General features: G+C 54.0%; 27 protein-coding genes and 1 tRNA gene. 16 read left to right on the top strand and 12 right to left on the bottom strand.

Features of this window, described 5'->3' with window-relative positions; all coding sequences use genetic code 11:
- The first annotated feature begins 35 nt into the window (after positions 1 to 35).
- Together M0644_RS09920 and M0644_RS09915 are read left to right on the top strand one after the other, a co-directional pair.
- On the top strand, positions 36 to 1,286 hold the full coding sequence (locus M0644_RS09920) for a branched-chain amino acid ABC transporter permease (protein ID WP_286625552.1): 1,251 nt from the start codon (positions 36 to 38) through the stop codon (positions 1,284 to 1,286).
- Positions 1,276 to 2,088 (top strand): ABC transporter ATP-binding protein, encoded by an 813-nt coding sequence (locus tag M0644_RS09915; protein ID WP_310828575.1) that lies wholly within the window; start codon positions 1,276 to 1,278, stop codon positions 2,086 to 2,088. The genes M0644_RS09920 and M0644_RS09915 overlap by 11 nt, the downstream gene beginning before the upstream one ends.
- A gap of 106 nt (positions 2,089 to 2,194) precedes the next feature.
- Here the strand turns inward: M0644_RS09915 and M0644_RS09910 are convergent, their stop codons facing one another.
- From M0644_RS09910 to M0644_RS09895, 4 genes are read right to left on the bottom strand one after another with little or no spacing between them, the layout of a single operon-like run.
- A complete protein-coding gene (locus tag M0644_RS09910) occupies positions 2,195 to 3,028 on the bottom strand; it encodes a YwiC-like family protein (RefSeq protein WP_149820437.1) in 834 nt (277 codons plus the stop codon).
- A gap of 14 nt (positions 3,029 to 3,042) precedes the next feature.
- Positions 3,043 to 3,489, bottom strand: coding sequence for a CopD family protein (locus M0644_RS09905; protein ID WP_149820435.1), 447 nt, complete (start codon positions 3,487 to 3,489; stop codon positions 3,043 to 3,045).
- Positions 3,489 to 4,205, bottom strand: coding sequence for an iron-sulfur cluster repair di-iron protein (gene ric / locus M0644_RS09900; RefSeq protein WP_149820433.1), 717 nt, complete (start codon positions 4,203 to 4,205; stop codon positions 3,489 to 3,491). Before ric ends, M0644_RS09905 begins: the two co-directional genes overlap by 1 nt.
- A 34-nt stretch (positions 4,206 to 4,239) precedes the next feature.
- Positions 4,240 to 6,531, bottom strand: a complete 2,292-nt coding sequence (locus M0644_RS09895; protein ID WP_149820431.1) for a nitric-oxide reductase large subunit — start codon at positions 6,529 to 6,531, stop codon at positions 4,240 to 4,242.
- 112 nt (positions 6,532 to 6,643) lie between these two features.
- Here M0644_RS09895 and M0644_RS09890 point away from each other — a divergent pair, with 112 nt between their 5' ends.
- On the top strand, positions 6,644 to 7,321 hold the full coding sequence (locus M0644_RS09890; protein ID WP_286625550.1) for a Crp/Fnr family transcriptional regulator: 678 nt from the start codon (positions 6,644 to 6,646) through the stop codon (positions 7,319 to 7,321).
- Positions 7,322 to 7,419: 98 nt separating this feature from the next.
- Here the strand turns inward: M0644_RS09890 and dnaG are convergent, their stop codons facing one another.
- Complete coding sequence (dnaG, locus tag M0644_RS09885) at positions 7,420 to 9,498, bottom strand: DNA primase (protein ID WP_149820427.1); 2,079 nt, start codon at positions 9,496 to 9,498, stop codon at positions 7,420 to 7,422.
- 192 nt (positions 9,499 to 9,690) lie between these two features.
- Between dnaG and M0644_RS09880 the strand changes: the two genes are divergently transcribed.
- Positions 9,691 to 10,800 (top strand): ATP-dependent 6-phosphofructokinase, encoded by a 1,110-nt coding sequence (locus tag M0644_RS09880; protein WP_149820424.1) that lies wholly within the window; start codon positions 9,691 to 9,693, stop codon positions 10,798 to 10,800.
- Between the two features lie 10 nt (positions 10,801 to 10,810).
- Here the strand turns inward: M0644_RS09880 and miaB are convergent, their stop codons facing one another.
- Both miaB and grpE read right to left on the bottom strand, forming a co-directional pair.
- Positions 10,811 to 12,163, bottom strand: a complete 1,353-nt coding sequence (miaB, locus tag M0644_RS09875) for a tRNA (N6-isopentenyl adenosine(37)-C2)-methylthiotransferase MiaB (RefSeq protein ID WP_149820422.1) — start codon at positions 12,161 to 12,163, stop codon at positions 10,811 to 10,813.
- A 15-nt stretch (positions 12,164 to 12,178) separates the two neighbouring features.
- Positions 12,179 to 12,865: a nucleotide exchange factor GrpE gene (gene grpE, locus M0644_RS09870; RefSeq protein ID WP_226971942.1), complete on the bottom strand. Its 687-nt coding sequence runs from the start codon at positions 12,863 to 12,865 to the stop codon at positions 12,179 to 12,181.
- 330 nt (positions 12,866 to 13,195) lie between these two features.
- Here grpE and M0644_RS09865 point away from each other — a divergent pair, with 330 nt between their 5' ends.
- The 8 genes from M0644_RS09865 to cobJ all read left to right on the top strand — a co-directional run bounded on the left by M0644_RS09865 (position 13,196) and on the right by cobJ (position 20,393).
- Positions 13,196 to 13,642, top strand: a complete 447-nt coding sequence (locus tag M0644_RS09865; protein WP_149820420.1) for a hypothetical protein — start codon at positions 13,196 to 13,198, stop codon at positions 13,640 to 13,642.
- Between the two features lie 147 nt (positions 13,643 to 13,789).
- Positions 13,790 to 14,485: an aldehyde oxygenase (deformylating) gene (locus tag M0644_RS09860; protein ID WP_149820418.1), complete on the top strand. Its 696-nt coding sequence runs from the start codon at positions 13,790 to 13,792 to the stop codon at positions 14,483 to 14,485.
- A gap of 44 nt (positions 14,486 to 14,529) precedes the next feature.
- Positions 14,530 to 15,558: a long-chain acyl-[acyl-carrier-protein] reductase gene (locus M0644_RS09855; protein WP_149820416.1), complete on the top strand. Its 1,029-nt coding sequence runs from the start codon at positions 14,530 to 14,532 to the stop codon at positions 15,556 to 15,558.
- Between the two features lie 23 nt (positions 15,559 to 15,581).
- Complete coding sequence (locus M0644_RS09850) at positions 15,582 to 16,556, top strand: acetyl-CoA carboxylase carboxyltransferase subunit alpha (protein ID WP_149820414.1); 975 nt, start codon at positions 15,582 to 15,584, stop codon at positions 16,554 to 16,556.
- A complete protein-coding gene (locus tag M0644_RS09845; RefSeq protein ID WP_149820412.1) occupies positions 16,553 to 17,260 on the top strand; it encodes an SDR family oxidoreductase in 708 nt (235 codons plus the stop codon). The genes M0644_RS09850 and M0644_RS09845 overlap by 4 nt, the downstream gene beginning before the upstream one ends.
- 47 nt (positions 17,261 to 17,307) lie before the next feature.
- Complete coding sequence (folE, locus tag M0644_RS09840) at positions 17,308 to 17,982, top strand: GTP cyclohydrolase I FolE (RefSeq protein ID WP_226972056.1); 675 nt, start codon at positions 17,308 to 17,310, stop codon at positions 17,980 to 17,982.
- Positions 17,983 to 18,071: 89 nt separating this feature from the next.
- On the top strand, positions 18,072 to 18,560 hold the full coding sequence (locus M0644_RS09835) for a TM2 domain-containing protein (protein ID WP_286625546.1): 489 nt from the start codon (positions 18,072 to 18,074) through the stop codon (positions 18,558 to 18,560).
- 3 nt (positions 18,561 to 18,563) lie between these two features.
- Positions 18,564 to 20,393, top strand: coding sequence for a precorrin-3B C(17)-methyltransferase (gene cobJ / locus M0644_RS09830; RefSeq protein WP_286625545.1), 1,830 nt, complete (start codon positions 18,564 to 18,566; stop codon positions 20,391 to 20,393).
- Here cobJ and M0644_RS09825 read toward each other — a convergent pair.
- Both M0644_RS09825 and M0644_RS09820 read right to left on the bottom strand, forming a co-directional pair.
- A complete protein-coding gene (locus tag M0644_RS09825) occupies positions 20,390 to 20,749 on the bottom strand; it encodes a phage holin family protein (RefSeq protein ID WP_206201004.1) in 360 nt (119 codons plus the stop codon). The two genes, cobJ and M0644_RS09825, sit on opposite strands and share 4 nt — an antisense overlap.
- 17 nt (positions 20,750 to 20,766) lie before the next feature.
- Entirely contained in the window at positions 20,767 to 20,979 is a 213-nt protein-coding gene (locus M0644_RS09820) for a hypothetical protein (protein WP_149820404.1), read from the bottom strand.
- Positions 20,980 to 21,119: 140 nt separating this feature from the next.
- Here M0644_RS09820 and M0644_RS09815 point away from each other — a divergent pair, with 140 nt between their 5' ends.
- The gene (locus M0644_RS09815; protein WP_286625543.1) at positions 21,120 to 22,367 is read left to right on the top strand and encodes a site-2 protease family protein; all 1,248 of its coding nucleotides are present in this window, start codon (positions 21,120 to 21,122) and stop codon (positions 22,365 to 22,367) included.
- 12 nt (positions 22,368 to 22,379) lie between these two features.
- Positions 22,380 to 23,072, top strand: coding sequence for a type I restriction endonuclease subunit R (locus M0644_RS09810; protein ID WP_286625542.1), 693 nt, complete (start codon positions 22,380 to 22,382; stop codon positions 23,070 to 23,072).
- On the opposite strand, the gene M0644_RS09805 is transcribed toward M0644_RS09810, so the two are convergent.
- The 3 genes from M0644_RS09805 to M0644_RS09795 form a co-directional block, all read right to left on the bottom strand.
- Positions 23,073 to 23,145: transfer RNA gene (locus tag M0644_RS09805), tRNA-Trp, on the bottom strand.
- A gap of 8 nt (positions 23,146 to 23,153) precedes the next feature.
- Positions 23,154 to 23,516 (bottom strand): 50S ribosomal protein L19, encoded by a 363-nt coding sequence (rplS, locus tag M0644_RS09800; RefSeq protein WP_149820398.1) that lies wholly within the window; start codon positions 23,514 to 23,516, stop codon positions 23,154 to 23,156.
- A 65-nt stretch (positions 23,517 to 23,581) separates the two neighbouring features.
- Positions 23,582 to 24,178: a nucleoside triphosphate pyrophosphatase gene (locus tag M0644_RS09795; RefSeq protein ID WP_149820396.1), complete on the bottom strand. Its 597-nt coding sequence runs from the start codon at positions 24,176 to 24,178 to the stop codon at positions 23,582 to 23,584.
- 113 nt (positions 24,179 to 24,291) lie between these two features.
- On the opposite strand from M0644_RS09795, the gene M0644_RS09790 reads away from it, so the two are divergent.
- Together M0644_RS09790 and M0644_RS09785 are read left to right on the top strand one after the other, a co-directional pair.
- On the top strand, positions 24,292 to 26,268 hold the full coding sequence (locus M0644_RS09790; RefSeq protein WP_286625539.1) for a long-chain fatty acid--CoA ligase: 1,977 nt from the start codon (positions 24,292 to 24,294) through the stop codon (positions 26,266 to 26,268).
- A gap of 5 nt (positions 26,269 to 26,273) precedes the next feature.
- Entirely contained in the window at positions 26,274 to 26,720 is a 447-nt protein-coding gene (locus M0644_RS09785; RefSeq protein ID WP_399373845.1) for a YlqD family protein, read from the top strand.
- Positions 26,721 to 26,734: the final 14 nt, after the last annotated feature.

Here is a 26,734-nt window from a genome sequence, read left to right as displayed (position 1 = left end):
GCGCAACTGTCTCGCCCTTAACTTCGATGATCTAAATGGTTGGCTATCTCATTTCCCTTGGTATCTTTACTGCCACCTTTGCCCTTTTTAGCTTGGGGCTGAATTTGCACTGGGGCTATACGGGGCTAATTAACTTTGGCCATGTTGGCTTTTTGGCCATTGGTTCCTACACCACGATTTTGTTGGGGATTGCTGGCGTCCCCATGTTCTTTGCTGTCCTTGCTGGCGTGGTGCTGGCGATGGGACTGGGCTTTTTAATGGGGATTGCGACGCTGCGGCTGCGGGAAGATTACCTCGCGATTGTGACGATCGGCATGGCGGAAATTGTCCGCTTGATTGCCCTCAATGAGGATTGGCTAACCCGAGGCGGTCGGGGGGTGTATGGGTTTCCGCTGCCCCTTGCTCAGTTCAATCCCAATCTGCTGACCAAACTGGGGATGATTGCTCTTTTTTGGGCTGTGGTGGGGGCGGCTGCATGGCAGTGGTGGCAATGGCTACAGCGGCAGTATGGGCGATCGCATCCCCGCTGGTTACTCCCTAGCTATGCGGCCCTGCTGATAACCGGTACCCTCAACCTTTGGGCAACGTTGCTCCCCTTGAGCTTAGGCCGGGGAATTGCCCTTTTTCCTCTTGGGTTGACACTGGTGACGCTGGGTGGGGCGATCGCCCTTGTGAGCTATTATTGCCATCCAGAAAAACGAGCCGTGGTTCCCATTGTCCTGAATACCTTGGCCGCTGCTTTGGTGGGTCTGGTGGTCAAAGCTCTAACCCTTGGTCTGTGGGCCTTTAGCTACCGCGCTGGGTTGTTGTGGCTGCTGGTATTGGTGCTTGCTTTGGTGGTGTGGCAGTTGGAGCGTTTGATCCGTTCTCCTTGGGGACGGGTGCTCAAAGCCATCCGTGAGGATGAAGAAGTGGCCAAGGCCTTGGGTAAAAATGTCTTTGCCTACAAAATGCAATCCTTCCTTCTGGGGGGGGCGATCGCGGCAGTGGCCGGGTCGTTTTATGCGTGGCAGCTGACCTTTATTAACCCCGACGGCTTTGTATCCCTGATTACATTTCAGGCGTGGACCATTGTGGTTTTGGGGGGCGCAGGCAATAACATGGGTACCCTCCTCGGCGCTGCCCTCTTTTGGGCCTACACTGCCCTGACCCGCTTTATTCCCCTTGATGGCGGTCGCCTAGAGGCCTTGCGGATGATGCTCATTGGCCTTGTCCTCATTATCTTGATGATGTGGCGACCCCAAGGTATTTTGGGCAAAAAGGAGGAACTCAGCCTTGGTCGATGAATCTTCTCTTGCGCCCGTCTCTAGTGGTGTCAGTCAAGTCTTGCCTTCGGATCTCCTAGTGGCCACGGGGCTGTGCAAAAGTTTTGGTGGTATTCGCGCTGTCGATCATGTGGAAATTCGGGTTGCCCGCGGCAGCATCACCGGTCTCATTGGCCCCAATGGTGCGGGCAAAACCACCCTATTCAACCTGTTGTGCAATTTCCTCACCCCCGACCAAGGCCGCGTGATTTTTGATGGTGCCCCCATTAGCCATCTGCCCACCCACCAAGTTGCTCTCCAAGGACTCCTGCGCACCTTCCAAGTGCCCCGTGTGCTCTCGCGCCTCTCGGTTCTCGAAAATATGCTCTTGGCGGCGCCGCTGCAAACAGGGGAGAAATTCTGGAATAGTTGGCTACAACCGCTGCGCATTCGTCAAGAGGAACAAAAGCTGCGGCAACGGGCGTGGGAGATTTTGGAGTCTGTGGGGTTAACCGCTAAGGCCAATGACTACGCTGGCGCCTTGTCGGGAGGGCAACGCAAACTTTTAGAAATGGCACGGGTGATGATGCACCATCCCCGCATGGTGCTCCTCGATGAGCCAGCAGCAGGTGTTAACCCCACCTTGATCCATCAAATTTGTGAGCACATTGTGCGGTGGAACCAACAGGGCGTGACATTTTTGATTATTGAACACAATATGGACGTAGTCATGTCCCTGTGTCAGCACATCTGGGTCTTAGCAGAGGGGAAAAATCTGGCGGATGGTTCCCCCAGTGAGATTCAAACCAATCCTGAGGTTCTGACCGCTTACCTCGGACAGTAGTTCCTACTCCCATTAAGGGCTAAAGCTTTGGGGATTGTTGGCATGGCTCTCCACAGCTTTGAATCCTCCCCCTGCGACGCGCATTGGGCCAAAACCGCTAAAAAAGCTAAGGTCGAGGCAAATGGGCAGGCAATAGCGCCGCAAGGATCAGGCTGAGAAATAAAAATGCTGAGCCTGTTTCCAGCAAGGCAACGTTTTTTATGGCTGTGTTTCTGTACCAGTTGGCTTGCCAAACAATGAGACCAAACTTGAGCAGTGCAATGGCAAAGGCCGCCGCTGCCAAGGGGGGCAACCACCTTAGCCACCACAAAAGACCAATGAGGAGAGCGGCAACGCTGTGATAAACCACACCAGGAAGCCAAAAGGCGGTTTTGTGCTTACGCAGCTTCACAGCAAAAATCGCACTGCCAAAGAAAAGGGTATTCAACAGCCATAATCCAACAGACAGGAAAGAGGCCTCTTCAGTGGTGGCCATCTCCGTTAGGGGAGCCACCAAGCAGACCCCTGCAAAGGTGAGTAACTCGTTCCAGATGGCTTTACGCTGACGATAAAACACAGCAATACTATCAATCACAAAAATGGCGATCGCCCCTAGGTAAATCCAAAGTAACCGTGGCACCGCAAGGTAAAGATAAAAAGCAAGGCCAAGGGCAAGGGCACTGTAGACACCTCCCCACACCAGGCAACGGGGTTTCCAACTTCGCCGCTGCTTGATTTGTAGTGTTAAGGGATGCTCCGCCTGAAAGGCACTAAAGGCAGTCACCAGAGCCAGCGTAGTTCTCCAACTCCAGTGCTGCGCTGCTGCTGCCCCCGTGAGAAACGCCACAATCAACATCACATAAACCCCATGTTCTGGGGAGAAGGTGGGCACGTACCAAGGTGTTCCCCTCCTTGCTGCTGATGCAGTTTCCGCAACCGCTGATGACTCTGAGATGGTCATGATTGCATCCTCCACTAAACCAATCCCCCTAGACGAATACCAACACCAAAAATAGTCAACAGAACAGCCAAAACGGTGACCCCCATAATGTGAAACCCCAGCCGGGGCAGTGTTTCTGCTGTCAGCTTGGGCAAAATGAACCAGCGGGCCTGTACAGCGAGGGCAAGGGTTGCCAGCAACAGTCCCAACTTCACGAGAACATATTGGGAGACCACAGACTGCGGTGGCCAAAATCCCACCCCGCCGGGAAAATAAATGAGGGTTAGGGCAATACCCGTCAGCACCTGCAGCAATAATGCCCCCAGACCCAACCTTTCAAAAGGCTGCTCAAACTGCTGGATGGGCGTTGCATCCTGCTGCCTGAGGGCCTTGGGTAGAACGGTTAGGGCAAGAACAAGGTGCCCGCCCACCCATACAGTTGCGCCGAGGGTATGGAGAATCACCAGGAGTTTGAATAACATCACGACGCACAGGCTAGACGCTTGGCTTCAAGGAGGGCGATCGCCTTGGGAAACAGGAGATTGTTTTCCTTGTGGATATGCTGGTGCAAGTCTTTCTCAAGGCTCAACAACCCTGCCAAAAGCACGCGGTACGTATTGCAGGCCCACTCAGGCGGCGTAAAACCATCGCTAAGGCGACGCAACTGGCTGAGGGCTACGCCCGTCTCTTCATGCTCCCGTTGCATACAATCAATCGCAGCTGGGATCAAGACATCGACTGCCCGATCATAGCTTTTCTCCAGCTGCCGCAGCCTGGGGAACAGAACTTGCTCCTCTTTTTGGAGGTGGGGTTTTAGCTCTGCGGCCAAGGCCACGACGGTTGCGTGCAGTTGCTGGAGACGGGCATCCCGCGAGCCGTGAACGGCTGCCACCTTCTCCGCCTGCGCCTCGAGGCGGGGGAGTTCCCGCTGCAAGTAGGCATGGTGCACTGTTTCAATGTGGTCAACGAGGGCGGTCAGTGAAAGGTCAGCGATCGCCGGCTCAGGAGCAGTTTCTATGGCAGCTTCTAGCTCCTTAAGGAAGGTTTGGGCATCGATGCCCCGCTGGGCACAGGCTTCAGCAAGGGTTTGCCGACCGCCACAACAGTAATCAATCTCTGCCGTCTCAAACAAGGCCGCTAAGGAAGGGTAATCCCGCACAAGGGCACCCACCGTATCCGTCAGTTGTAAAGATGTCATGGTCAGGCCTCCAAATGCAAGGTGGAGAGAGAATCTAGGAGCTAAGGTCGAGGGAGACCGCAACAGTGGGCTGCCGCCAAATCCCCCAGAGGGCGCGTCCTACGCCATAGATGAGCAGTCCGGCACCAACGGCAAAGATGACATCCCCAGGAATCCGCAGCCAGACGGTCCATTCCATCCAGGGGGAGTGAATGACGGCTCCACTGCGGGCATACCAAGTACCGTGGTTAATGGATTGCACCAGCTGATAGAAGCCATTGGGAATCAGACCGAGCACCAGCATGCCCACCAAGCCACCGTTGAGCCACCAAAATGCCCAGTTGAAGGTCTTTTCATCCCAAGCAGTTTCCGGGGTGATTTCCCGCAGCACAAAGAGCATTAAGGCGATCGCCAGCGAGCCGTATACGCCGTAGAGGGCGGCATGGGCATGAATTGGCGTCGTATTCAGTCCTTGGGAATAGTAGAGAACTATCGGTGGATTGATTAGAAAACCAAAAACCCCTGCCCCCAGCAAATTCCAAAAGCAGGTAGCAATGAAAAATCGCAGGGGTAGCCGATAGAACCCTTGGGCTTCTTGGGAAAGCTGCAGCGACTTCAGAACCTCAAACCCAATCAGGGTCAAGGGAACCACTTCCAACGCTGAGGCCACAGCGCCCAAAGCAGTGATCAGAACCGGTGTACCCGCAAAATAGAGGTGATGGAGTGTGCCAATGACACCACTGCCGAGGTAGAGAATGGTGGTCAAGTAAGTGGCCCGCAGAGCTGCGGAGCGCCTTAGGAATCCCAGTTCACTGCACAAGTAGGCGATCGCCACCGTGGCAAAGACCTCAAAGAAGCCCTCTACCCACAGATGAACCACCCACCAGCGCCAATACTCAGCCACACTGAGAGGGGTATGGTTGGTGTACATCAGCCCTGCCCCATAAAAGAGGGGAATGGTAATGGCGCTGTAAAGGAAAAAGTGGTTGAGGCCTGTCTTGCTCCCTTCTGCCTGAAGGGCAGGTCGCAGCGCCCGAAACATCAACCATAACCAAAATACCATGCCACCAATCAGCAAGAGTTGCCAAAGTCGCCCTAGCTCCACATACTCATAGCCCTGATGGCCCAACCAAAAACTCCGGGCACCCAGATAGCCCTGAACGGCTGCCCAAGCTCCCCCAAGGGAACCAAGAACCACTACGGTGAGGGCAATCAGAAGCCCCATGTTTCCCCAAGCCTGAAACTTCGGTTCATGGCGCGCAAAGCGAGGACCAAAGTATAGACCGGCCGCCAGCCAGCAGGTGGCAATCCAAAAGACCGCCAGTTGCACGTGCCATGTCCGTGAGGCAGCGTAGGGGAGATACTGCTGAATTGGCACACCATAAAATCCATCTCCTTCCACGGCATAGTGGGCAGTGACCATGCCCATGAGGATCTGCAGGAGAAACAGACCCATGGCCACCCCAAAGAAAAGGGTAGTCACTTTTTGGCTGGGGGTGGCAAGGCGGATGGCGGGGCGCTCTGTTACCGCTTGAACCGCATCCTCCCCTTGGAGCAGATAGACAACGAGAAAGCCGGCGATCGCAGCAATTAACACGACGACTGAGACAATCGACCAAATGACAAACTGCCCTGGGGGTTGGTTGCCCACCAGTGGATCATGGGGAAAATTCGCCGTGTAGGAAAAGGGCGCCAAAGGACGAGTGGCGACTGCTGCCCAAGCGGTCCAGGCAAAAAAAGCAGTCACATCGCGGATTTGCGCGGGATCAGTAAACCAGTTGCGCGGAATAGAGTGCGCCGCAGCACCTTGGGATAGCAGTGTTTTGTACTGCTCAAAGACGTGGCGCAGTCCTTGGGTTTGAGCACGGGTGAGCGTCAGCACTCCTGTTTCAGGATTGTAACGGTTGGGCTTAAATTGCTCTTGCACTTGCACCTGTAGTTGAGCCCGCTCAGAGGCAGAGAGTGCCTCCCAATCTGCTTGGCTAAAGCTCGCATCGCCGCGGTAGAGAATTCCAGCCGTGGCTAGACCCCAGCGGTGCAGCACATCCGCTGTCCAGTCTGGAGCCAGATAACTGCCATGACCCCAGATGCTGCCAATGTGCTGGCCGCCCCGTGCCAAATACAGTTCTTGACCTCGCTGTATGTTCTCACGGCTAAAAAGCACCTCCTGTTGGGGCGAGACAATCGTTGTCGGTATCGGCGGGGCATGCCGGTAAATAACGGCGCCTGCTGTCAGCAGCACACTAAAGGTAATGACACAGACCAGCACTAACCAAGCGGGCAGCCGCAAGTGCCACCCTCGCTCTAGGTGAGCTGCTTGAGTAATATTGAAGGGGACGTTTGCCATAGACACTTCCTCTCGGCAGCTATTGAGACTTAAGGTAGCTGCGGCTTGGGGGGTAGCGCCTTGACTTAGGTCAAAAGGAACCTTGAGAAATATTTAACTTTTACGGTGGGTCATGAAAGCGGGTATTGAGGAATGTCTGCGCCAGTCACCAATGTTTAGTGAACTTTCGCCACCCCAGCTAGGGCGGTTGGTTGCAATTGCACAGTTACAGATTTGGCAACGGCAGCAAATCATTTTTAGAAAAGGCGATGCCGCTGCGGGGTTTTTTGTTGTGAAAACCGGGCGGGTCAAGGTCTTTAATCTTTCAGCGGCAGGGAAGGAGCAAATCCTAAATATCTTTGAACCGGGCGACAGCTTTGCGGAGGTGGTGGCCTTCGATAACCAGCCCTATCCTGCCTCGGCAGAAGCAATTGAATACGTTGAACTGATCTTTTTGCCGCGGTTCGCCTTTTTGAATTTACTCCACCAAGATGCGGATCTAACTGTTCGTTTGCTAGCTAGCTTTGCTAAGCATCTGCGTCATTTGGTGAGTCTTATAGAAGACCTTTCCTTTAGACAGGTGCCCCAACGCCTAGCAGCCTATTTGTTGCAACGATTGGCCACTAGCGATCGCCCAGATAGCATTACCCTAGATTTGAAAAAAACAGAGCTGGCCGCTTTGCTAGGCACTATTCCTGCAACGCTGTCGCGGGCGTTTTACGACCTGAATACCCAAGGCATTCTGAGGGTAGAGGGCAATGAGATTACCATCTGCGATCGCCAGCGGCTACAAAGATTGAGTGAAGAATAGTCCAGCTTTTTCCCCAAGGCTCAACAGGCTCAAAACTTTCAGAAACAATTTTGGGGAGCGATGAAGGGGCTCAGTATTGAACAGCACCAGAACTAGACCTAGGTATAGCTGCGAATTGCGGCCAACGGCGGACAGCGCTGCTGATCCAATTGCTGCAGGTATTGGCGATGCTGGTAGTAGTCACGGCGCAGTTGGGCAAGCACTTGCAGTCGCTCTGGCGCCACACCGGGGATGTCGTCAATCGCAGGTTCGTTGTCGGTGAGCAGGCGATCCAAATACTGGCGCAGGGCTTCGCTGGCAAGGGATTCACTTAAAATCAGCGCGACAGTTTCCTGCCAAGCCCGGAGAATATAGCGACATCGCTTTTCAACAGCAATGCGCTCAAGGGCTGCTGCCGCTGCTTGGATCACGAGTTCAGGACGATCCAGACTCACGGCAGTCGTTTCATCCAAATGGAGTAGTGGAGTAATGAGGGCGGCCTCCTCTGCCTCATCGAGGCGATCAAAAAGGTGCGTGACCAAATCTAAATCCGTGAGTTGGGTTCCTGTTTCCGTGGGCGAATGAAGGAGCCACTCAGTGGTATAGGGATCATCGGGCGCTGGCAGACCGGCACAGTACGCTTCTTCAATGGCCAAGATCTGCCGCCACAGCCAACGATGGTGGGAGAGGCTAAATTCAATGTCCCGCGCTTGCAGGGCTTGGCGAATCAGGGGACGATAGTCGCCGCAGTGGAGGTAGAGGCGTAGCAGTTGTTCTTCCGCCGCTTGACGGAGGTTATAGTCCGCCGGACGTTGCCATTTTTGCGATCGCCCCTGCCAACGTTGACCCCGCACCTGTTGCCGCAGGGATTCTTCTAAACGGAGAACGAAGCGACTATCATGGCCTCCCAATAGCTCAGCACAGTGGTGAATGTAGTGGCTGCGCAGTGTGGCATTGGGCAGTTTTCCCAACAGTTGGCTCAGGGCTTGGCTGGCTTGCTGAAATTGATCACTTTGCTTGAGATCGTACTGCTGCACAATGGTTTGAATTTGCCAATCCAGCCACAGGGGCGCTTGATCTAGGAGGGCTTGGTAGTGTTCACGCTGTGCTTCACCCGCACTGAAAAAGTCAGCGGCATCTTTGCCCGCTGGTAATGTGAGAATTCGCAGTCGCAGATCACCCCGATAGGCCAAATCGGCAGCCTTACCAATGGCGCGATCGGCCGCCCGTTCTCCCGCTGGGTCGGCATCAAAGTTGAGAATAATTTGCTTCGACTCGGTGTAGCGCAGCAGTAATTTAATTTGAGCTTGGCTGAGGGCCGTTCCTAGACTGGCCACCGCCTGGGAAAACCCCGCTTGGTGCAGCGCCATCACGTCAAAGTAACCCTCGACAACAATTGCTTGATCTTTACGGGCGATCGCTTGCCGCGCCTTATCCAGCCCAAAGAGCAACTGACCCTTGTTAAAAATCGGAGTTTCTGGGGAGTTGAGATACTTTGGCTCTTCGTTGCTGAGGGTACGACCGCCAAACCCCACCACCCGTCCTTGGGCATCCATAATCGGGATCATCAGGCGATCGCGAAAGCGGTCGTAATAGCCATCCCCCGTCCGCTGCGGCATAATCAAACCGGCCTGTTCTACCAGCTGAGGGGGATACCCTTTTTGCTCCACAAGGTAGGTGTAGAGCACTTGCCAACCCGCAGGGGCATAGCCCAAGCGAAATTGCTGAATCGTGTCCTCTTTGAGATGGCGTTGTCGCTGCAAATAGTCTTGGGCGGCTTGGCCAATGGGTTGCCGCAGGGCATGTTCATAGAAACTGGTGGCGATCGCCAGAATCTCGTAGAGTTGCTCTTGAAGGGAGAGCCGCGCTTGTAGGGCCTGTTTTTGCTCACTATCGAGGGTGCGCACTGGAATCTGATGGCGTTGGGCAAGGTCGAGTACCACCTCGGCAAAGGAGCGTTTTTGCAGTTCCATCAGGAACTTAATGGCATTGCCCCCGGCACCGCAGCCAAAACAGTAATAAAAGCCCTTCAGGGGACTCACCGTAAAACTGGGGGTTTTCTCCTCATGAAAAGGACAACAACCCACGTATTCTTGCCCACGCTTGCGTAGGACAACGTGCTCGGCCACCACATCGACAATGTTGACCGCTTGGCGCACTGCCTCAATCGTATCGGGGTGTAGGCGAGGAATTTCCATAGATCACTAGTCTAAGCGATCCCCCTAATCAGATATTCCCCGCTGCAAAATTCAACGATTCCTAAGGATGTTGCAAGCTCTTAACTCAAGCAGTCAAGGGCGATTGACCTTCGCTAGGATGTTGACGGTGCCGTTGTTAGGCGCAGAGGCAGGCTTTGAGGCCATAACCGTTCACATAGGAAGCAAGGATTCATGAGTACCAGCCGCAAACGACTTGGTGTGTTCACCAGTGGCGGAGATTGTCCGGGTCTAAATACGGCCATCCGTGCCATTGTTGCCCATGCTACTCTAAGTTACGGTTGGGAGGTGCTTGGCATTCTCCACGCCACTCAGGGGTTAATTGAGCGGAAGGCGATCCCCCTCAATGCCGAGGGTCTCGGGGGAATGGATGTATTGCTCAACATGGGGGGAACCATTCTCGGAGCAATTAATAAGGGCGATACCCTTGGTCATGCCGATGAAGTCATTGCTGGGTACTATGAATTGGGCTTGGATGCGCTTATTGCCATTTGTGGCGATGGCAGCCTGAAAATTTTGCATCAACTGGCGCAAAAGGGAAACTGGAATTTCCTTGCCGTGCCGAAAACCATTGATAACGATGTCGCCTTGACCGATCGCGCCCTTGGCTTTGATACCGCCGTCAACATTGTGGTGGAAGCCCTGAGTCGGATTACCTCCACCGCCGCTAGCCATGATCGCGTCTTTGTGGTGGAAGTGATGGGGCGCACTGCCGGTCACTTGGCTCTGTATTCGGGGATTGCTGGGGGTGCCGATATGATCCTCATCCCAGAAATTCCTTACTCCATTGAAGGCATTTGCCAGCATCTGCAAAAGTTGCGCGATCGCTGGGGACGTAAGTTTGCCCTCATCGTCGTTGCCGAGGGTGTCAAAGAACTGGAGCAGGACGCCCACCAGCGCCGCCATTGCAGTATTGGTCAGTACATTGCCGATAAAATTGCCCAGCACAGTCCCATCCCCATTGAGCTGCGGGTTTCAGTCCTAGGTCACATTCAACGGGGCGGTGCCCCCATGGCCATGGATCGGCTGCTGGCAGCGGGCATGGGCAATACCGCTGTGGATTTGGCCGCTCAAGGAACCTTTGGCCGCATGGTAGCCTGGCAGGCAGGACAGGTGGTCACTGTTCCCATTGCCGATGTGGTGGCTCAATGCCCACGCCATGTGGATCCCAATAGCTTCTTGATTCGCACGGCTCAAGGCTTGGGAATTTACGTTGGCGATAAGCCGATGCTGCCCTACGTGGATCCCACCCTCTGCCGCGATGAAGTGATTTGTGCGATCTAGCCCCCCTAAATCAGCCAACCAAGGAATGAGCTGTCAGAGGCATGCCACTGAGGCTAAAGGCTCGCGCCTCGGTAATGCGGACCCGCACCAGTTGTCCCCGTAGGGTCTCAATCTCACCGGGTAAGTAGGTCAGGCGGTTGCCATCGGTGCGGCCATAGACTTGTTGCGGATCCTTGGGATTGACCCCCTCCACCAGCACCACCTCTTCCCGGCCAAGATAGCGTTGGGAGCGATCGCCAGCGATCGTGGCCACTAAATGATTCAGCCGTTGCAGACGGTCTTCTTTAATTTCTTCCGGTACTTGATTGTCCCAAGTGGCCGCTGGCGTATTCGGGCGCGGCGAATAGGCTGCTGTATTCAGTTGGTCAAAGCCCACCTCCGCCACCAGATCTAGGGTGCGTTGGAATTGGGCTTCTGTTTCGCCCGGAAAACCAACAATGGCATCGGCACTAATGGCAGCATCCGGCATATAGCGGCGAATCGTTTCAATGATTTGTAGGTAACGCTCGCGAGTATAGCCCCGTGCCATCGCCTTGAGAACTTCATTATCCCCCGACTGAAAGGGAATGTGAAAATGCTTACACACCTTGGGAAGTTCAGCACAGGCGCGAATTAAGCGTTCTGTAAAATAACGGGGATGGCTGGTGGCAAAGCGAATCCGCTCAATCCCAGCAACATCATGAATGTAGTAAAGCAAATCAGTAAACGTGTGCTGTCGCCGCCCCTCTGGGGTAATTCCCGGCAAATCACGACCGTAGGCATCAATGTTTTGCCCAAGGAGCGTCACTTCCTTGTAGCCTTGAGCCGCCAGTTCCTCAATTTCAGCGCGGATTGCCTCGGGGCGGCGGGATTGCTCTTGCCCCCGTACCCCCGGCACCACACAGTAGGTACAGCGTTCATTACAGCCATAGATCACATTGACCCAAGCAGTGACCCTACTATCGCGGCGGGGTTTGGTAATGTCCTCAACAATGTGCAGTGGCTCCGTTGCCACCACTTGGCTGCCATTCCACACCTGCTCCAGCAGCTCACCAAGGCGATTGGCATACTGCGGCCCCATCACCAGATCCACTTCAGGAACTCGCCGCAGCAATTGTTCCCCCTCCTGTTGAGCCACACAACCGGCCACAATCAGCGTTAGGTTGGGTTCTTGATGCTTGCGCTTGGCTTGCCGCCCTAGGTAAGAATAGAGTTTCTGCTCGGCGTTGTCGCGAATCGTGCAGGTGTTATAGAGCAAGACATCGGCCTCATCCGGCTCGGCCACCGGTTCTAAGCCCATTGCTTCTAGAACCCCGGCCATGCGCTCGGAGTCGGCCTTGTTCATTTGGCAGCCAAAGGTGGTGATGTAGTAGCGGCGTGGCATTCCCTTGAAGTGCCCCTATACGTCCGTCACATCATTGGTGGGATTCGTGTCACTGGCACTACCCTCTTCAGGAGGAGCGGCCACTTTGACCATGGCATGGCGCAACACGCGATCGCCCAGCATATACCCCCGCTTGAGTTCTTCAATCACCGTGCCTTCAGGGTGCTCATTCGTTGCTTCCCGCAGCACAGCCTCATGGAGATTGGGATCAAAGGGCTTGCCTTTGGCCTGCATCGCCGAAACACCAATGCGCTTGAGGCACTCCACCAGTTGCTTGTAAACCCCCTGATAGCTGCGGTGAATTTTTTCTTCCGCCTCTGTTTCGGTTTGAATGTGGGTGCGGGCTAGCTCAAAGCTATCCACCACCGGCAGTAAATCAGCAATGACGCTGCACTTAATCTGTAGCTCTAGTTCCTCTTTTTCTCGCTGGGTGCGTTTGCGGAAGTTTTCAAAGTCAGCGGCAAGGCGCATATATTGGCTATTGCGCTCCTCCACCACCTGCGAAAGACTAGCCTTGGCAGCTTCAAGGGCAGCAATTTTCTCTAGCAAGTCCGCTGCATCCGCAGGAGTATCCGTAGAGGTCGCCTCAGATGCTTGACCCTCTTCGCTCGTGGTGGCCTCTGCATGATTCTCAACGACATCGGGGGTAATTTCGCCTTCTTGGGCTTCAGCAGCGGGGTTGGTTACGGTTTCATCACTCATAGGTTGACTCAGGTTTATGCCCTCTAGACTGTGGATTGCGCACCGCAGTGCGTTTAACTCATGCAATCGTTTTAGCCTATCACTTTACCCATTGTATCAATAGGGGCGAGGCATCCGTCTATTACGGACTTCTCTACTACGGCTCTTTTCCCAAGGCTGGCACGCAGCCAAAAACCTGAGGGGCACTATTGAAGAGAATTGCCTCCCCTTTATGGATCCCCTATTTTAGGACAAGGTTCATATTGGGTTTGGAACTGAAAGATTCAGTTGCTCGTCACTTAAGGGGTACATGACTGCCAAAGCAAAGTTTAGGAGTGGGAGTTTGCGTTGATGTCCTTTCGCCCTATGGCATTCAGCCTGATTCTAACGTGCGCGTTGACAGGTATCAGTCCAGTGCTGGCACAGACAGAGCCACCACCACGGGAAAACTTTAATCCCTTTGGGGTAGATAATCCAGTCCTCCAGCGGGCACGGAATTGGGCACGACAGGCAGCAGAGCGGGCGAATGGCGGGTTGAGTCGTTACCGCGCTGAAGCATCCATGTTTGGGCCTGCGAGTCAATCTCCCTACGTGGACAATGGTGATGGTACGTTTACCTTTCGCTTTCTAGGGGGGGCACCTGCGGAACCACCAACTATTGAAAGTATTGTCACGGTCAACCCCGACCCCAGCAATCCGATGATTCGCATTGACTACAATGGCCCTATTCAGTCAGTCGCTCCTCCCCCTCAGCCGTTGCCAGAAGTGCCACCCCCAAGCAATATGGGCAGTTTCTAGTGCTATCGGTGCATAGAGATTCGCCTATTCAGGAACTCGAAAATCTCTGGCACGTTGCCCCTCGTCAGGGGATCGCTGCTGCGCTATGATAACGGAAGCCCTGCTACCTCATAACTTCCAATAAATTTGTGTTTAGGAGAGTTCGCAATGACAACGGCTACCGCTACCCCTGAGTTGGACTACCATAGCGATCGCTACAAGGATGCCTACAGCCGCATCAACGCCATTGTCATTGAAGGTGAACAGGAAGCTCACGACAATTACATTGACCTAGCCAAGCTGCTGCCTGAGCACCAAGAAGAACTCACCCGCCTGGCCAAGATGGAAGCCCGCCACAGAAAGGGGTTTGAGGCCTGTGGTCGCAACCTGAGCGTGACCCCAGATATGGAATTTGCCAAGGCCTTCTTTGAAAAACTGCACGGTAACTTTCAAGCGGCACTGGCAGAGGGGAAAATTGCGACTTGCTTGCTGATTCAAGCTTTAATCATCGAGTGCTTCGCGATCGCGGCCTACAACATCTACATCCCGATGGCAGATCCCTTTGCCCGCAAAATTACTGAGGGTGTGGTCAAAGATGAGTACAGCCACCTCAACTTTGGCGAAATCTGGTTAAAGGAAAACTTTGAGAGCGTCAAAGCGGAAGTTGAAGAAGCCAATCGCGCCAACCTGCCCTTGGTCTGGAAAATGCTCAACCAAGTGGAAGCAGACGCCAAAGTGCTTGGCATGGAAAAAGACGCCCTTGTGGAAGACTTCATGATTCAGTACAGTGGTGCCCTAGAAAATATCGGCTTTACCACCCGCGAAATTATGAAGATGTCGGTTTATGGCCTAACTGCGGCATAAGGGTGGCTTAACATATCGTTACATTTTAGTCACCGCACGCTTGTATGTTTGGATTAATTGGTCATCTGACGAATCTGGAGCACGCCCAAGCCGTTGCCCACCAGTTAGGGTATCCCGAATACGCCGATCAAGGCTTGGAATTTTGGTGTATGGCACCGCCGCAGATCGTCGATGAGATTACGGTGACAAGCGTCACGGGCAAAACTATCTATGGCAAATACGTCGAGTCCTGCTTCTTACCGGAAATGCTGGCCAACCAGCGGGTGAAGGCGGCCACTCGCAAAATCATTAACGCCATGGCCCACGCCCAAAAGCATGATATTGACATTACGGCGCTGGGGGGCTTCTCCTCGATCATTTTTGAGAATTTTGATCTGGAGAAAATGTCCCACGTTCGCAATATCGAGCTAGACTTTCGCCGCTTTACCACGGGGAATACCCACACCGCCTATATCATCTGCCAACAAATTGAGCAGGCGGCGCCCCAAGTGGGGATTGATTTGCGTCAGGCAACTGTGGCTGTCTGTGGGGCTACTGGGGATATTGGCAGTGCCGTCTGCCGTTGGTTGAATACCTGCTTGGATGTGCAGGATCTCTTACTGGTGGCACGGAATCGCGATCGCCTGCTAGACCTACAGGCGGAATTGGGACGGGGGAAAATTCTAGACCTAATGGATGCCCTACCCCTTGCCGATATTGTGGTTTGGGTGGCCAGTATGCCCAAGGGAGTCGAGCTGAGCGTTGAGCAGTTGAAGCGCCCCTCGCTGATGATTGATGGCGGCTACCCCAAAAATATGGGCACCAAAATTCAGCACCCCGAGATTCATGTTCTCAATGGTGGCATTGTCGAGCACGCCCTCGATATTGACTGGAAAATTATGGAAATTGTGAATATGGATGTGCCCTCACGGCAGATGTTTGCTTGTTTTGCGGAAGCCATGCTTTTAGAGTTTGAGGGCTGGCACACCAATTTCTCTTGGGGTCGCAATCAAATCACGGTGGAAAAGATGCAGCAAATTGGTGAAGTCTCCCGTAAACACGGATTTCAGCCCCTACTGTTGAACACCCAGTAACACCAAAAGGAACCCAATCGCCTATGGCAAACGAACGTCGCACGCTTCTGTTGGAGTTTGAAAAGCCCCTCGTGGAGCTAGAAGCCCAAATTCAGCAGGTGCGGGATAAGTCCTCGGAGTTTGGCGTTGATGTCTCGGAGCAAATCCGTGAATTGGAAGAGCGCGCCAAGCAACTGCGCTATGAAATTTTCAGTAAGCTGACGCCGGGGCAAACCCTGCAGGTGGCTCGTCATCCGCGCCGTCCCAGCACGCTGGATTACATCCAAGCCATTAGCGAAGAGTGGATTGAACTCCATGGCGATCGCCGAGGCAGCGATGATCCAGCGATTGTCGGTGGTATTGGTCGCCTCAATGGTCAACCCGTCGTGATGCTGGGGCAGCAAAAGGGTCGCGATACCAAGGATAATGTGGCTCGCAATTTTGGTATGGCCTCACCAGGGGGCTATCGCAAAGCCCTGCGTCTGATGGAGCACGCGAACCGTTTTCAGATGCCCATCCTCACCTTTATTGATACACCAGCGGCTTGGGCTGGGGTAGAGGCGGAGAAGTTTGGCCAAGGGGAAGCGATTGCCTACAATCTGCGGGAGATGTTTCGCTTTGAGGTGCCGATCATCTGCACCGTGATTGGTGAAGGTGGCTCAGGGGGAGCCTTGGCCATTGGTGTCGGCGATCGCCTGCTGATGTTTGAGCATGCCGTCTATAGTGTGGCGCCCCCAGAAGCCTGTGCCGCGATTCTCTGGCGCGATGCCCAAAAGGCGCCCCAAGCGGCGGAAGCCCTGAAAATTACGGCTCGCGACCTGCTGAAGCTGGGAATTATTGATGAAATTGTGCCCGAGCCTGTCGGCGCTGCCCATAGCAACCCCGTAGAAGCGGCGGAAAATCTCAAGGGGGCTCTCCTGCGAAATTTGGCGGAAGTGCAAGCCCTCAGCAGTAGTGAACGGCGGGAGTTGCGCTATCAAAAGTTCCGGCGCATGGGCGTCTTTAGTGAAGCAGTATGACCCAACAAGTCTTAATCACGGGCGCCAGTAGTGGCATTGGGGCCGCCACGGCCATTGCCTTTGCCCAAGCGGGGTTTAATGTCGTGCTGTTGGGGCGATCGCCCGCTAAACTTGCTGCCGTTCATGCCCAAGTGGTGGCCTGTGGGGTTGAAGCCCATACCTTTAGCGTGGACTTTAGCGATCCTGAACCCCTGCGATCGCGCCTTGATGAGATTCTCGCTCGTGTTGGCGATGTCCATGTACTGGTGAATAATGCCGGTATGGCAAGAACCGTGCCCCTGATTGATCAACCCTTGGCGGACTGGCAGCAAATTCTTAACGTCAACCTCACCAGTGCCCTCATTTGCTCGCAAGCGGTACTGCCGCAACTGCGATCCCGCCAGTGCGGTACGATAGTAAATGTTGTTTCAATTGCTGGACGCCAAGTTTTTCCCGACTGGGGCGCCTACTGTGTCTCGAAGTTTGCCCTCATGGCCTTGACCAAAACGATGGCGGCTGAAGAACGCGCCCACGGTATCCGCGTGATTGCCATCTGTCCCGGCGCCGTTGATACCCCCATTTGGGAAGACGTAGCAGGAGACTTTGACCGCACGGGGATGTTAACCCCTGAACACGTTGCTAACACGATTTTGTACACGACTCAATTGCCGCAAACGGCTTTTGTGGAAGAGCTAGTGGTGATGCCCCTTGGCGGAACCCTCTAGGCTCCCTTTGTCCTTCACTTGTCACTCTTTCTATGACAACGTTCAATATGCCCGATTCGATCATTAACGGTAAAGCGACCACTCCGGCAATTCTGCCCGATCGCAACACCCACCAAGGCAAAGAAGCGATTCCCCACCCACCCCCCCCAGATGTTGCCAAAGAAGAAATGATGGCCGCAGTGCGCACCATTCTGCTGAATGTGGGTGAGGATCCCGATCGCGAGGGGTTACTGAAAACCCCCAAGCGGGTTGCTGAAGCGATGCAATTTCTCACCAGTGGCTATAGTCAATCCCTTGAAACCCTTGTCAACGGCGCGATTTTCGATGAAGGCCACGATGAAATGGTCTTAGTGCGCGACATTAACTTCTTTAGCCTCTGTGAGCATCACATGTTGCCTTTCATTGGCAAAGCCCATGTGGCCTATATCCCCAACCAGCGGGTGATCGGCCTCAGCAAACTGGCACGGGTTGTCGAAATGTATGCGCGGCGGCTGCAAGTGCAGGAGCGCCTGACCCGTCAAGTGGCCGAAGCCATTGAAACCGTTCTCGATCCGCAGGGGGTGGCTGTGGTCATGGAAGCCAGCCATATGTGCATGGTGATGCGCGGTGTCCAAAAACCCGGCTCGTGGACGGTGACCAGTTCAATGTTGGGGGTCTTCCGTGAAGATCAAAAGACCCGTGAGGAGTTTCTGAATCTGATTCGTCATCAGCCGAATTTCTAGGACGTATTCTTGGGGGGCGATCGCTAGCCCCCGCAGTGGTTCTCAGAAACTTAGGTTAGGATGAGAAGTAGCGGAATCCTCCTGAGATCATGGTGCAAACATTCCACTTTTCCACTCATCGCCAGCGCTGGCAAACGCAGCCAAAATTCCTCAGGGTGGGGGTTGCCTATCTGCTGTGGTGCTTGAGCTTTGTGGGTTTCTGTGGCCTGCAACGCTTCTATGTCGGCCAGCCGATGATTGGCTTTTTATACCTGATCACCTTTGGCTTTTGTGGCATTGGTCAATTCATTGATCTCTTTCTAATTCCGGGGATGGTGGATCACCGCAATACCTACCTGCGGGGGCGCTATCTGACCGCATGGGAACAAGCCGACCTCAACCCCGCGACGCCCATGCACCGCTTACTGCAAGTGGCTAAGGAACACGGTGGCGTCCTTTCTGCCGCCCAAGCCGCACTTTATACCCATTTTGATGCCCAAACCGTTGAGGAACTGCTCTTTGAAGCCCAACGCCTCGGCTACGCCACAGTATTTAACGATCCAGAAACGGGCGCAGTGCGCTATCGCTTTGATGTCTAGTTCATGCCACGGTTAGACCAGTTTCAACCCATTGGGGCGATCGCCACCACTGCCCAAGGGCTGGCTCAACTGCAACGCCTTGTGGACACGGGGATTCCCCTGAGCATCTGGGTACCCAGCCATTTAGCATCCACTCACCCTAGGGTACAAAGCTACGATCGCCCCCTTGCCGCGCATCTCGAAAACCACTGGTGCCACTATCAGGCTTGGATTTTTGCCCTAGCCTGCGGTGCTGTGGTGCGGTTAATCGCGCCCCTGTTGACCCACAAAAGACAGGATCCGGCGGTCTGCGTTCTGTCTGAGGATGGTCAATGGATCGTGAGTTTGCTAGGTAGTCATGGGGCTGGGGGCGATCGCCTGTGTCAAGCGCTCAGCGCCGCCATTGGGGCGACACCCATTCTCACGGGAGCAAGTCATGCCCAAGGCTACTTTGCTGTGGATACCTGGGGAACGGCCTTGGGGTGGCAACGGGGGGCAGGAGACTGGAATGCGATCGCTAGCCAACAGGCTCAAGGAAAACCGCTGCAAGTGTATCAAACCTGCGGTAGCTCTTTGTGGCGCACGGCTCTTAGTTCAGATCACCCCCTTGAGTTTGTCAGCACCCCACCCCTAGAAAATGCGGTTTGGATTACCGAAAAAGCGTTGCCCTCCTCTTTGACCTCAGGTGTGGCTTGGCATCCACGGGTACTGTGGCTCGGCATTGGCTGTGAACGGGGAACATCGGCAGCCCTGATCCAGCAGGCCATTGATCATACCCTTGCCCAAGCCGGGTTAAGCCCGCTGGCGATCGCCGGCCTTGCTAGTATTGATCGCAAAGCCGATGAAGGGGGGTTATGTCAGGTGGCTGAGGCGCACGATTGGCCAAGCCGCTGGTTTTCCGCTCAAGAATTGGCGCCTGTTAGCGTACCCACCCCCTCAACCATTGTCGCCGCAGAAATGGGAACGCCCAGTGTGGCTGAAGCCGCAGCAGTGTTAGCCAGTGAGGGGGGGCGTTTAATTGTTCCTAAGCAGATTTACCGTCAAGGGGGTGAACCCGGTGCGGTGACGATCGCCATTGCCCAGTCTGAACGGGAATTCATTCCCCGCCAAGGTGCCTTGAGCCTGATTGGCACTGGTCCGGGAGCCTTGGATCAACTCACCCTCGCAGCCCGTTCTGCCCTTTTGGCCGCCGATATTCTCGTGGGCTATGGGCTTTACTTAGAATTGCTGGCTCCCCTGCGGCGACCGGGACAGATGGTTGCTGCCTATACCATTACCCAAGAGCGACAACGTGCCCAAGCAGCGATTGATCTGGCTCAGTGGGGACTCAATGTCGCTGTGGTCTCTTCGGGCGACTGTGGCATCTATGGCATGGCGGGTCTGGTGCTGGAGCTATTGGCAGAAGCGGGTATCAGTGATTTACCCGTAGAGGTGTTGCCGGGGGTGAGTGCTGTTAATGCGGCGGCAGCTCGTTTGGGAGCACCCCTGATGCACGATTTTTGTACGATTAGCCTCAGCGATCGCCTGACCCCTTGGCCAGTGATTGAGAAGCGCTTACGGGCAGCGGCAGAAGCGGATTTTGTAACTGCCCTTTACAATCCCCGTTCGCGCGATCGCCAGCAGCAATTGGTGGATGCCAAAGCCATTTTCTTAAAATATCGTTCACCACAAACACCCGTAGCGATCGTCCGTGCCGCCTATCGCCCTGAGGAGCAGATCACCCTCACCACCCTTGGCGCCTTGAAACCGGAAACGGTGGATATGTTCAGCTTGGTGCTGATCGGCAATGCCAGTACCCACCGCTTCCATGATTGGCTGATTACCCCTCGTGGCTATCTAGGAAAGGCATCCTAGAGCAAGCCGGCCTGACCCAGCAGACTAAAGCAAGCCCAGTTGACAATACTGAGGGCGATCGAGCCAAAAAAGGCGCTCCAAAAGCCATTGCGTAGTCTAAAGCCATCCACAAGGGCTGCTGCAAGGGCAAAAATAGCGGCATTGATAATCAGCGCAACCAAGCCAAACGTCAGAAAAATAAAGGGGAAGGCAAAGAATTTCAGGATAGCCCCCAACGTGGCATTCAAAAAGCCGAAGACAATCGCCGACCACAGCGCGGTTGTGAATTTATCAATTTCCACGCCCAAAAATGAGAGGCGCGACACAATAAACAAACTAATACTGGTCACAATCCAAGTAATGAGTAAACCCCACATACGCAGCTCCTCACAAGTTAAACAACAATCAAAAAGAAGGGCAGTACGGGTATCCCAAAAGTCACGCTAAGCCAGTAGCTGATCAGACTGAGGAGAAGGCTCAGGAGCAGTGAGAGACACAATGACCACAGCAAATGGGAGCCAAACTCCTGCAACCCTTGCCAAAAGGAATCAAAGGGCACGTCTAGGACATGGCCATTGGCAGAGACCAGTACAGGGGCTTGAGACATCGCACCATCCTCTAGCAGCGTTGCCTTTATTTTAGGCCAGAGATGGGAAGGTCACGTTTTGAGACGCAAATTTTTGTAAATCATGTGTATTCAGAATCTGGGGCGATAATGGAGATAGAGCGCGATGCACTGAGGTGGGCATGGGACAAGGTTGGCAAGTGGGGCGTGTCTTTGGCATTCCCCTCTACATTGATCGGTCGTGGTTTCTGGTGATTCTGCTGTTTACCTTTCTCAATGGCAGTGACTGGCAGACCACGTACCCGCAGTGGGGAGCACTGGCATGGGGAATGGGATTTGTCGTTTCCCTGCTGTTGTTTGCCTCAGTCTTGCTCCATGAATTGGGGCACAGCTTGGTGGCTCGTTCCCAAGGGATTACGGTGCGCTCGATTACCCTCTTTCTCTTTGGTGGTATGGCGGCTATTGAACGGGAATCCAATACCCCCGGTCAAGCTTTTCAGGTGGCGATCGCGGGGCCTTTGGTGAGTTTTGCCCTTTTTGCCCTGTTGCAAGGGGCAGCCGTGGTACTGCCGGCGGATCATCCCCTCCATGAACTGTTGCTCTATCTGGCCAATATCAACTTTGTCTTGGGGGTTTTTAACCTTCTGCCGGGACTTCCCCTCGATGGGGGTCAAGTGCTCAAGGCAGCCGTTTGGAAATTGACAGGCAATCGCTTTCAGGGGATGCGCTGGGCGGCGCGATCGGGGCAGATGTTGGGATGGTTAGCTATTAGTTTTGGGCTATTGCTGACCCTCCTTGGCAGTGGTAACGGTCTGTGGTTGGGACTGTTGGGTTGGTTTGCCCTGCAAAATGCGATACTCTACCACCGTCTCAGCCAGCTCCAAGAAACGCTGCTCACTCTAACGGCTGCCGAGGCCATGACACGGGATTTTCGCGTCATTGAGGGGACGCTCTCTCTGCGGGAGTTTGCCGATCGCTATCTCCTCCTAGCTGATCGCCAGCCCACAGCCTACTTTGTCGCCACCGCTGGTCGCTACCGCGGCTATTTGGATCCCCAAGCCTTGAACCATATGGAGCGCAGCCGCTGGGAAGTGACGCCAGTCGAAGAGTTAGCCGTCCCCCTGCGGGCGATCGCCACCGTCAAAGAATCAGACTCTCTCGCCAAGACGGTTTGCACCCTAGAGGAGCAGCAACAACGCTTTGTTACGGTTTTAACCCCTGCCGATGCTGTGGCGGGCGTCATTGATCGCAGCGATGTCCTACTGGCTCTAGCCAAACGGTTGCACTGGCAACTGGGGAAACAGGACATTCAACGCCTCAAGCAAGAAAGGCACTATCCCCCTGAACTGCAATTATTGGAACTGGCAAAAACAGCGCTACAATTTCAGGGGAGCGATCGCGGCACACCCCTCGTCTCTGAAGTTCGCTAGGTATCGTTTTTAATGGGTAATAATGGCTACTGCAACCCGATCGCTCGAGCAATCATCACCTTTCGGGATTTAGAGACCAAACTAGGTCTCGTTAAATCCACCAACCCTAACTTTTTCCCTGAGTGGCAATCCGCAACATCACAGCTCAGCGATAGGGAAATAGAGGCATTAAACCGCTTATCCCAACGGTATTTACTCTACTTAGAAGAAAGTGAAGTGAGCGAGGGAACGCTAAACATTATCTTGCTATCCCCCTTACTAGACGCATTAGGCTTGTGTGACCCCCCCTATCGCATTCGCGGCGAAACATGGGTAGAAATCCAAACAACAGTTGATAGTGAAGAGGGCAGAATCAGCCTAGAGGGACGGATAGATGCGCTGACCATTCGGGACAACTTCTGGCTAGTCGTGATTGAAGGTAAACGGAGTGGCTTTAGTGTCTTACGCGCTGTGCCCCAAGCCCTTGCCTATATGTCTGCCCGTCCCGACCGCAATATCCCCATTTTTGGCTTGGTGACCAATGGCTATGACTATCTTTTTGTGAAACTGCTCGGTAATGAATTTGCGCTATCCCACAACTTTAGTTTGCTTGGCGATAGCGATCGCAATCTCATCCGCGTCGCCCAGATACTCAAGCATTTAGTCCAGTACATCCCTGTTGCAAAGGACTTTAAGACGCCAAAACCTTCAGATCAGACTAACTAACGCGCCCTGGAGGACTCGAACCCCCGACATCCGGTTTTGGAGACCGACGTTCTACCAACTGAACTAAGGACGCAAGGCTGTTTACAGAGGGCGATCGAACCGTGCTTTGATGCGCGAGGCTTTACCCACGAGGTTGCGCAGGTAGTAGAGTTTGGCACGGCGGACCTTACCCCGCTGGATTACTTTTATACTATCAATTCGTGGCGAATGTAGCAAAAAGACGCGCTCAACGCCCACTCCTTGGAAGACACGGCGCACGGTAATGGTGCGGTTAATGCCCGTGTTGCGCATGGCAATCACATCCCCTTCGTAGGGTTGGACGCGCTCTTTACCGCCTTCTTGAATTTTGACTCCGACCCGAACGCGATCGCCCACATGAATCACGGGCAAGTCAGTCTTCATTTGCTCCGCTTCAATCGAGCGAATAATCTCTTGGGCGTTCATGACAGTTCCTTAACTCGCAATCTCTTAGCATACCCTAAGCATTTAGACTTGTCTAGGCTAGTTTTTCATTTCTTGCCTTGCACATCGCCAAGGGTGTATCCCAAGCTCAGCAGCATCCGCCGCAGTAGGGGCAAGCTCAAGCCAATGACATTACTAGGAGTCCCGACAATTTTCTCGACAAAGGCACCACCTTGGCCATCGAGGGCAAAACAACCAGCACAGGCAAGGGGTTCACCAGAAGCGACATAGGCAGCGATTTCGGCATCGCTAATATCGGCAAAAATAACTTGGGTGGACTCCACCTCAACACAGGTGCGCCCCTGTGCCAAGTCAATCAAGGCATGGCCTGTCAGCAATTCTCCCGTTTGACTGCGCATTTGTTGCCAGCGGGCGATCGCCACCTCCGGTGAGGCTGGTTTACCATAAATTTCTCCCCCTAGAACCAGCACAGAATCACAGCCCAAAATGAGGGCGGGGGGTGGGTAGGTTTGAGCCACTGTTTCTGCCTTACACCGTGCCAGTAATCGCACCAGTTCCGTGGGAGTAGTTGCCTGAATCACGGATTCATCAAAGTGACTGGGTTGAATAATGGGATCAATGCCAACCTGTCGCAGCAGTTGGCGGCGCGCCGGCGAAGCAGAGGCAAGAACAAAGGGCACCATAGGACTGCTTGCTAAGTAACCGATTCTTATGATCTCACATTGAAATTGTTAAACCTGCATGAGGTGTCCCATTGAGGGTTTATTATCTAGGTGTTGCGTCTGGAGCCAAACCAATGACCAGTGCGGCCTACACCTACACTCCCCCCGGCGGCCTACCCCAAGATGCCTCGTTACCCGATCACTTTTTGGCCTACAAAACCCTCCAGTCGCTGCCGGAAATTTGGCCTCTCCTAGCGCAACGCCATGGGGAGGTGGTGGCTGTTGATGCGCCCTACGAAGAGCCGGCCACTCGCATTACCTACAGTGAACTCTATCAACGCATTCAACGCTTTGCGGCTGGCCTACAAGCGCTGGGTGTCGCTGCCGGCGATCGCGTGGCCTTATTTGCTGACAATAGTCCCCGCTGGCTGATTGCCGATCAAGGCAGTATGATGGCCGGTGCCATTAATGTGGTGCGCAGTGGTACCGCAGAGGCCCAAGAACTTCTCTACATTTTGCGTGACAGTGGTTCAACCCTGCTGCTGATTGAAAACTTGGCCACCTTGCGCAAACTTCAAGAGGGTTTAGCAGAGACAGGGGTGGAAACTGTTGTGCTCTTAAGTGCAGAATCCCCAAAACTTGAGCATTTTCCCCTGCGGCTTTTGAATTTTGGTCAAGTCTTTACGGAAGGACAATATGGCACAGTGCGGGCAGTCGCCATTACCCCCGATGACTTGGCAACGCTGATGTACACCTCCGGTACCACAGGTCAACCCAAGGGCGTGATGGTCACCCATGGGGGGCTACTGAGTCAAATTGTCAATCTCTGGGCAATTGTGCAACCGCAGGTGGGCGATCGCATTCTCAGTATCTTGCCCATTTGGCATGCCTACGAACGGGTGGCCGAGTACTTTCTCTTTGCCTGTGGCTGTAGCCAAACCTATACTAACCTCCGTCACTTCAAGAATGACTTAAAACGGTGTAAGCCCCACTACATGATTGCCGTACCTCGTATCTGGGAAGGCTTTTATGAAGGGGTGCAAAAGCAACTGCGCGATGCCCCGGCCACAAAGCGGCGTCTTGCCCAGTTTTTCCTCAGTGTGGGCCAGCAATATGTCCTGCAACGGCGACTGCTCACCGGCCTCAGCCTGACCAACCCCCATCCCAGCGGTTGGCAAAAATTGGTTGCCCGTCTGCAAACCTTTTTCCTCAAGCCTCTCTACGAACTGGGGGAGAAGCGTGTCTATAGCAAAATTCGTGAAGCCACAGGCGGTGAAATTAAACAGGTGATTAGTGGTGGCGGTGCCCTTGCCCCCCATTTGGACACATTCTATGAAGTCATCAACCTAGAAGTGCTAGTGGGCTATGGCCTCACAGAAACGGCTGTGGTACTGACCGCTCGCCGCTCTTGGGCAAATCTACGCGGCTCCACCGGCCGTCCCATTCCCGATACCGCCATTAAGATTGTGGATCCCGAAACTAAAGCCCCCGTCGAGTTTGGCCAAAAAGGACTGGTGATGGCCAAAGGGCCACAGGTGATGCGCGGCTACTACAACAAACCGGAGGCCACTGCCAAGGTGCTGGATGCTGAGGGCTGGTTTGACACGGGCGACTTGGGCTACCTCACCCCCAATGGCGATTTGGTGCTGACGGGGCGGCAGAAGGACACGATTGTTCTCAGCAACGGCGAAAATATTGAACCGCAGCCCATTGAGGATGCCTGTATCCGCAGCGCCTACATTGACCAGATTATGCTGGTGGGTCAAGATCAAAAAGCCTTGGGTGCCTTGATTGTGCCTAATTTGGAAGCGCTGGAGCAGTGGGTGGCTGCCAAGGGGTACCGGCTAGAGTTGCCGAACCGACCGGCACCAGCGGGCACGGGTGAACTGGTGACGCTGGAGAGCAAAGTGATTATTGATCTCTACCGCCAAGAACTGCTGCGGGAAGTGCAAAATCGCCCCGGCTATCGCCCAGATGATCGCATTGCCACATTTCGCTTTGTCCTCGAACCCTTTACGATAGAGAATGGTCTTTTGACCCAAACCCTAAAAATTCGTCGTCATGTCGTGAGCGATCGCTACCGCGATATGATTAACGCCATGTTTGAGTAATCTCCATGACAGACCCTATGGATACTAAACTGCTCCTGCGGCGCCAGATTATGGTGAAAGCAATCGTCACTCCCGAGTGGAAAGACGATGCCCAAAGGCAGCTTCAGGCACAACTAAATCAAGTGGATGGCCAAATTCAGCAGTTGGATTTTCAATTGCAGCAAGTGATTGACGAACTGCGCAAAAGTAATGAAGCAGCGGATGTGGTCAATGCCCGTATTCAAGAGGTTCAAGGACAAGCCAACAACCAAAAGGCGCAACTGTTGCAGCAAAAAAATCTGATTCTGCAGCAACTCGATCAGGTACAGCGCCTCCAAATGGGTCAGGAAGTCGATCAAGGTCAAGTGGATAACTTCTTCTATGTCACTAAAGGAGACAACTTGATCCAAAAAATGCAGGTGGAGATTCTCCTGCGCAATGGCGTCATCGAAGAAATTCGCGGCACGCTCTAGGTTTTTTCATTTTT

This window comes from Thermosynechococcus sp. B1, from assembly GCF_030322985.1.
In the GTDB taxonomy this organism is placed as follows: domain Bacteria; phylum Cyanobacteriota; class Cyanobacteriia; order Thermosynechococcales; family Thermosynechococcaceae; genus Thermosynechococcus.
The sequence above is the reverse complement of the archived record's forward strand: the minus strand, read 5'-3'. Positions and strand labels throughout refer to the sequence as shown.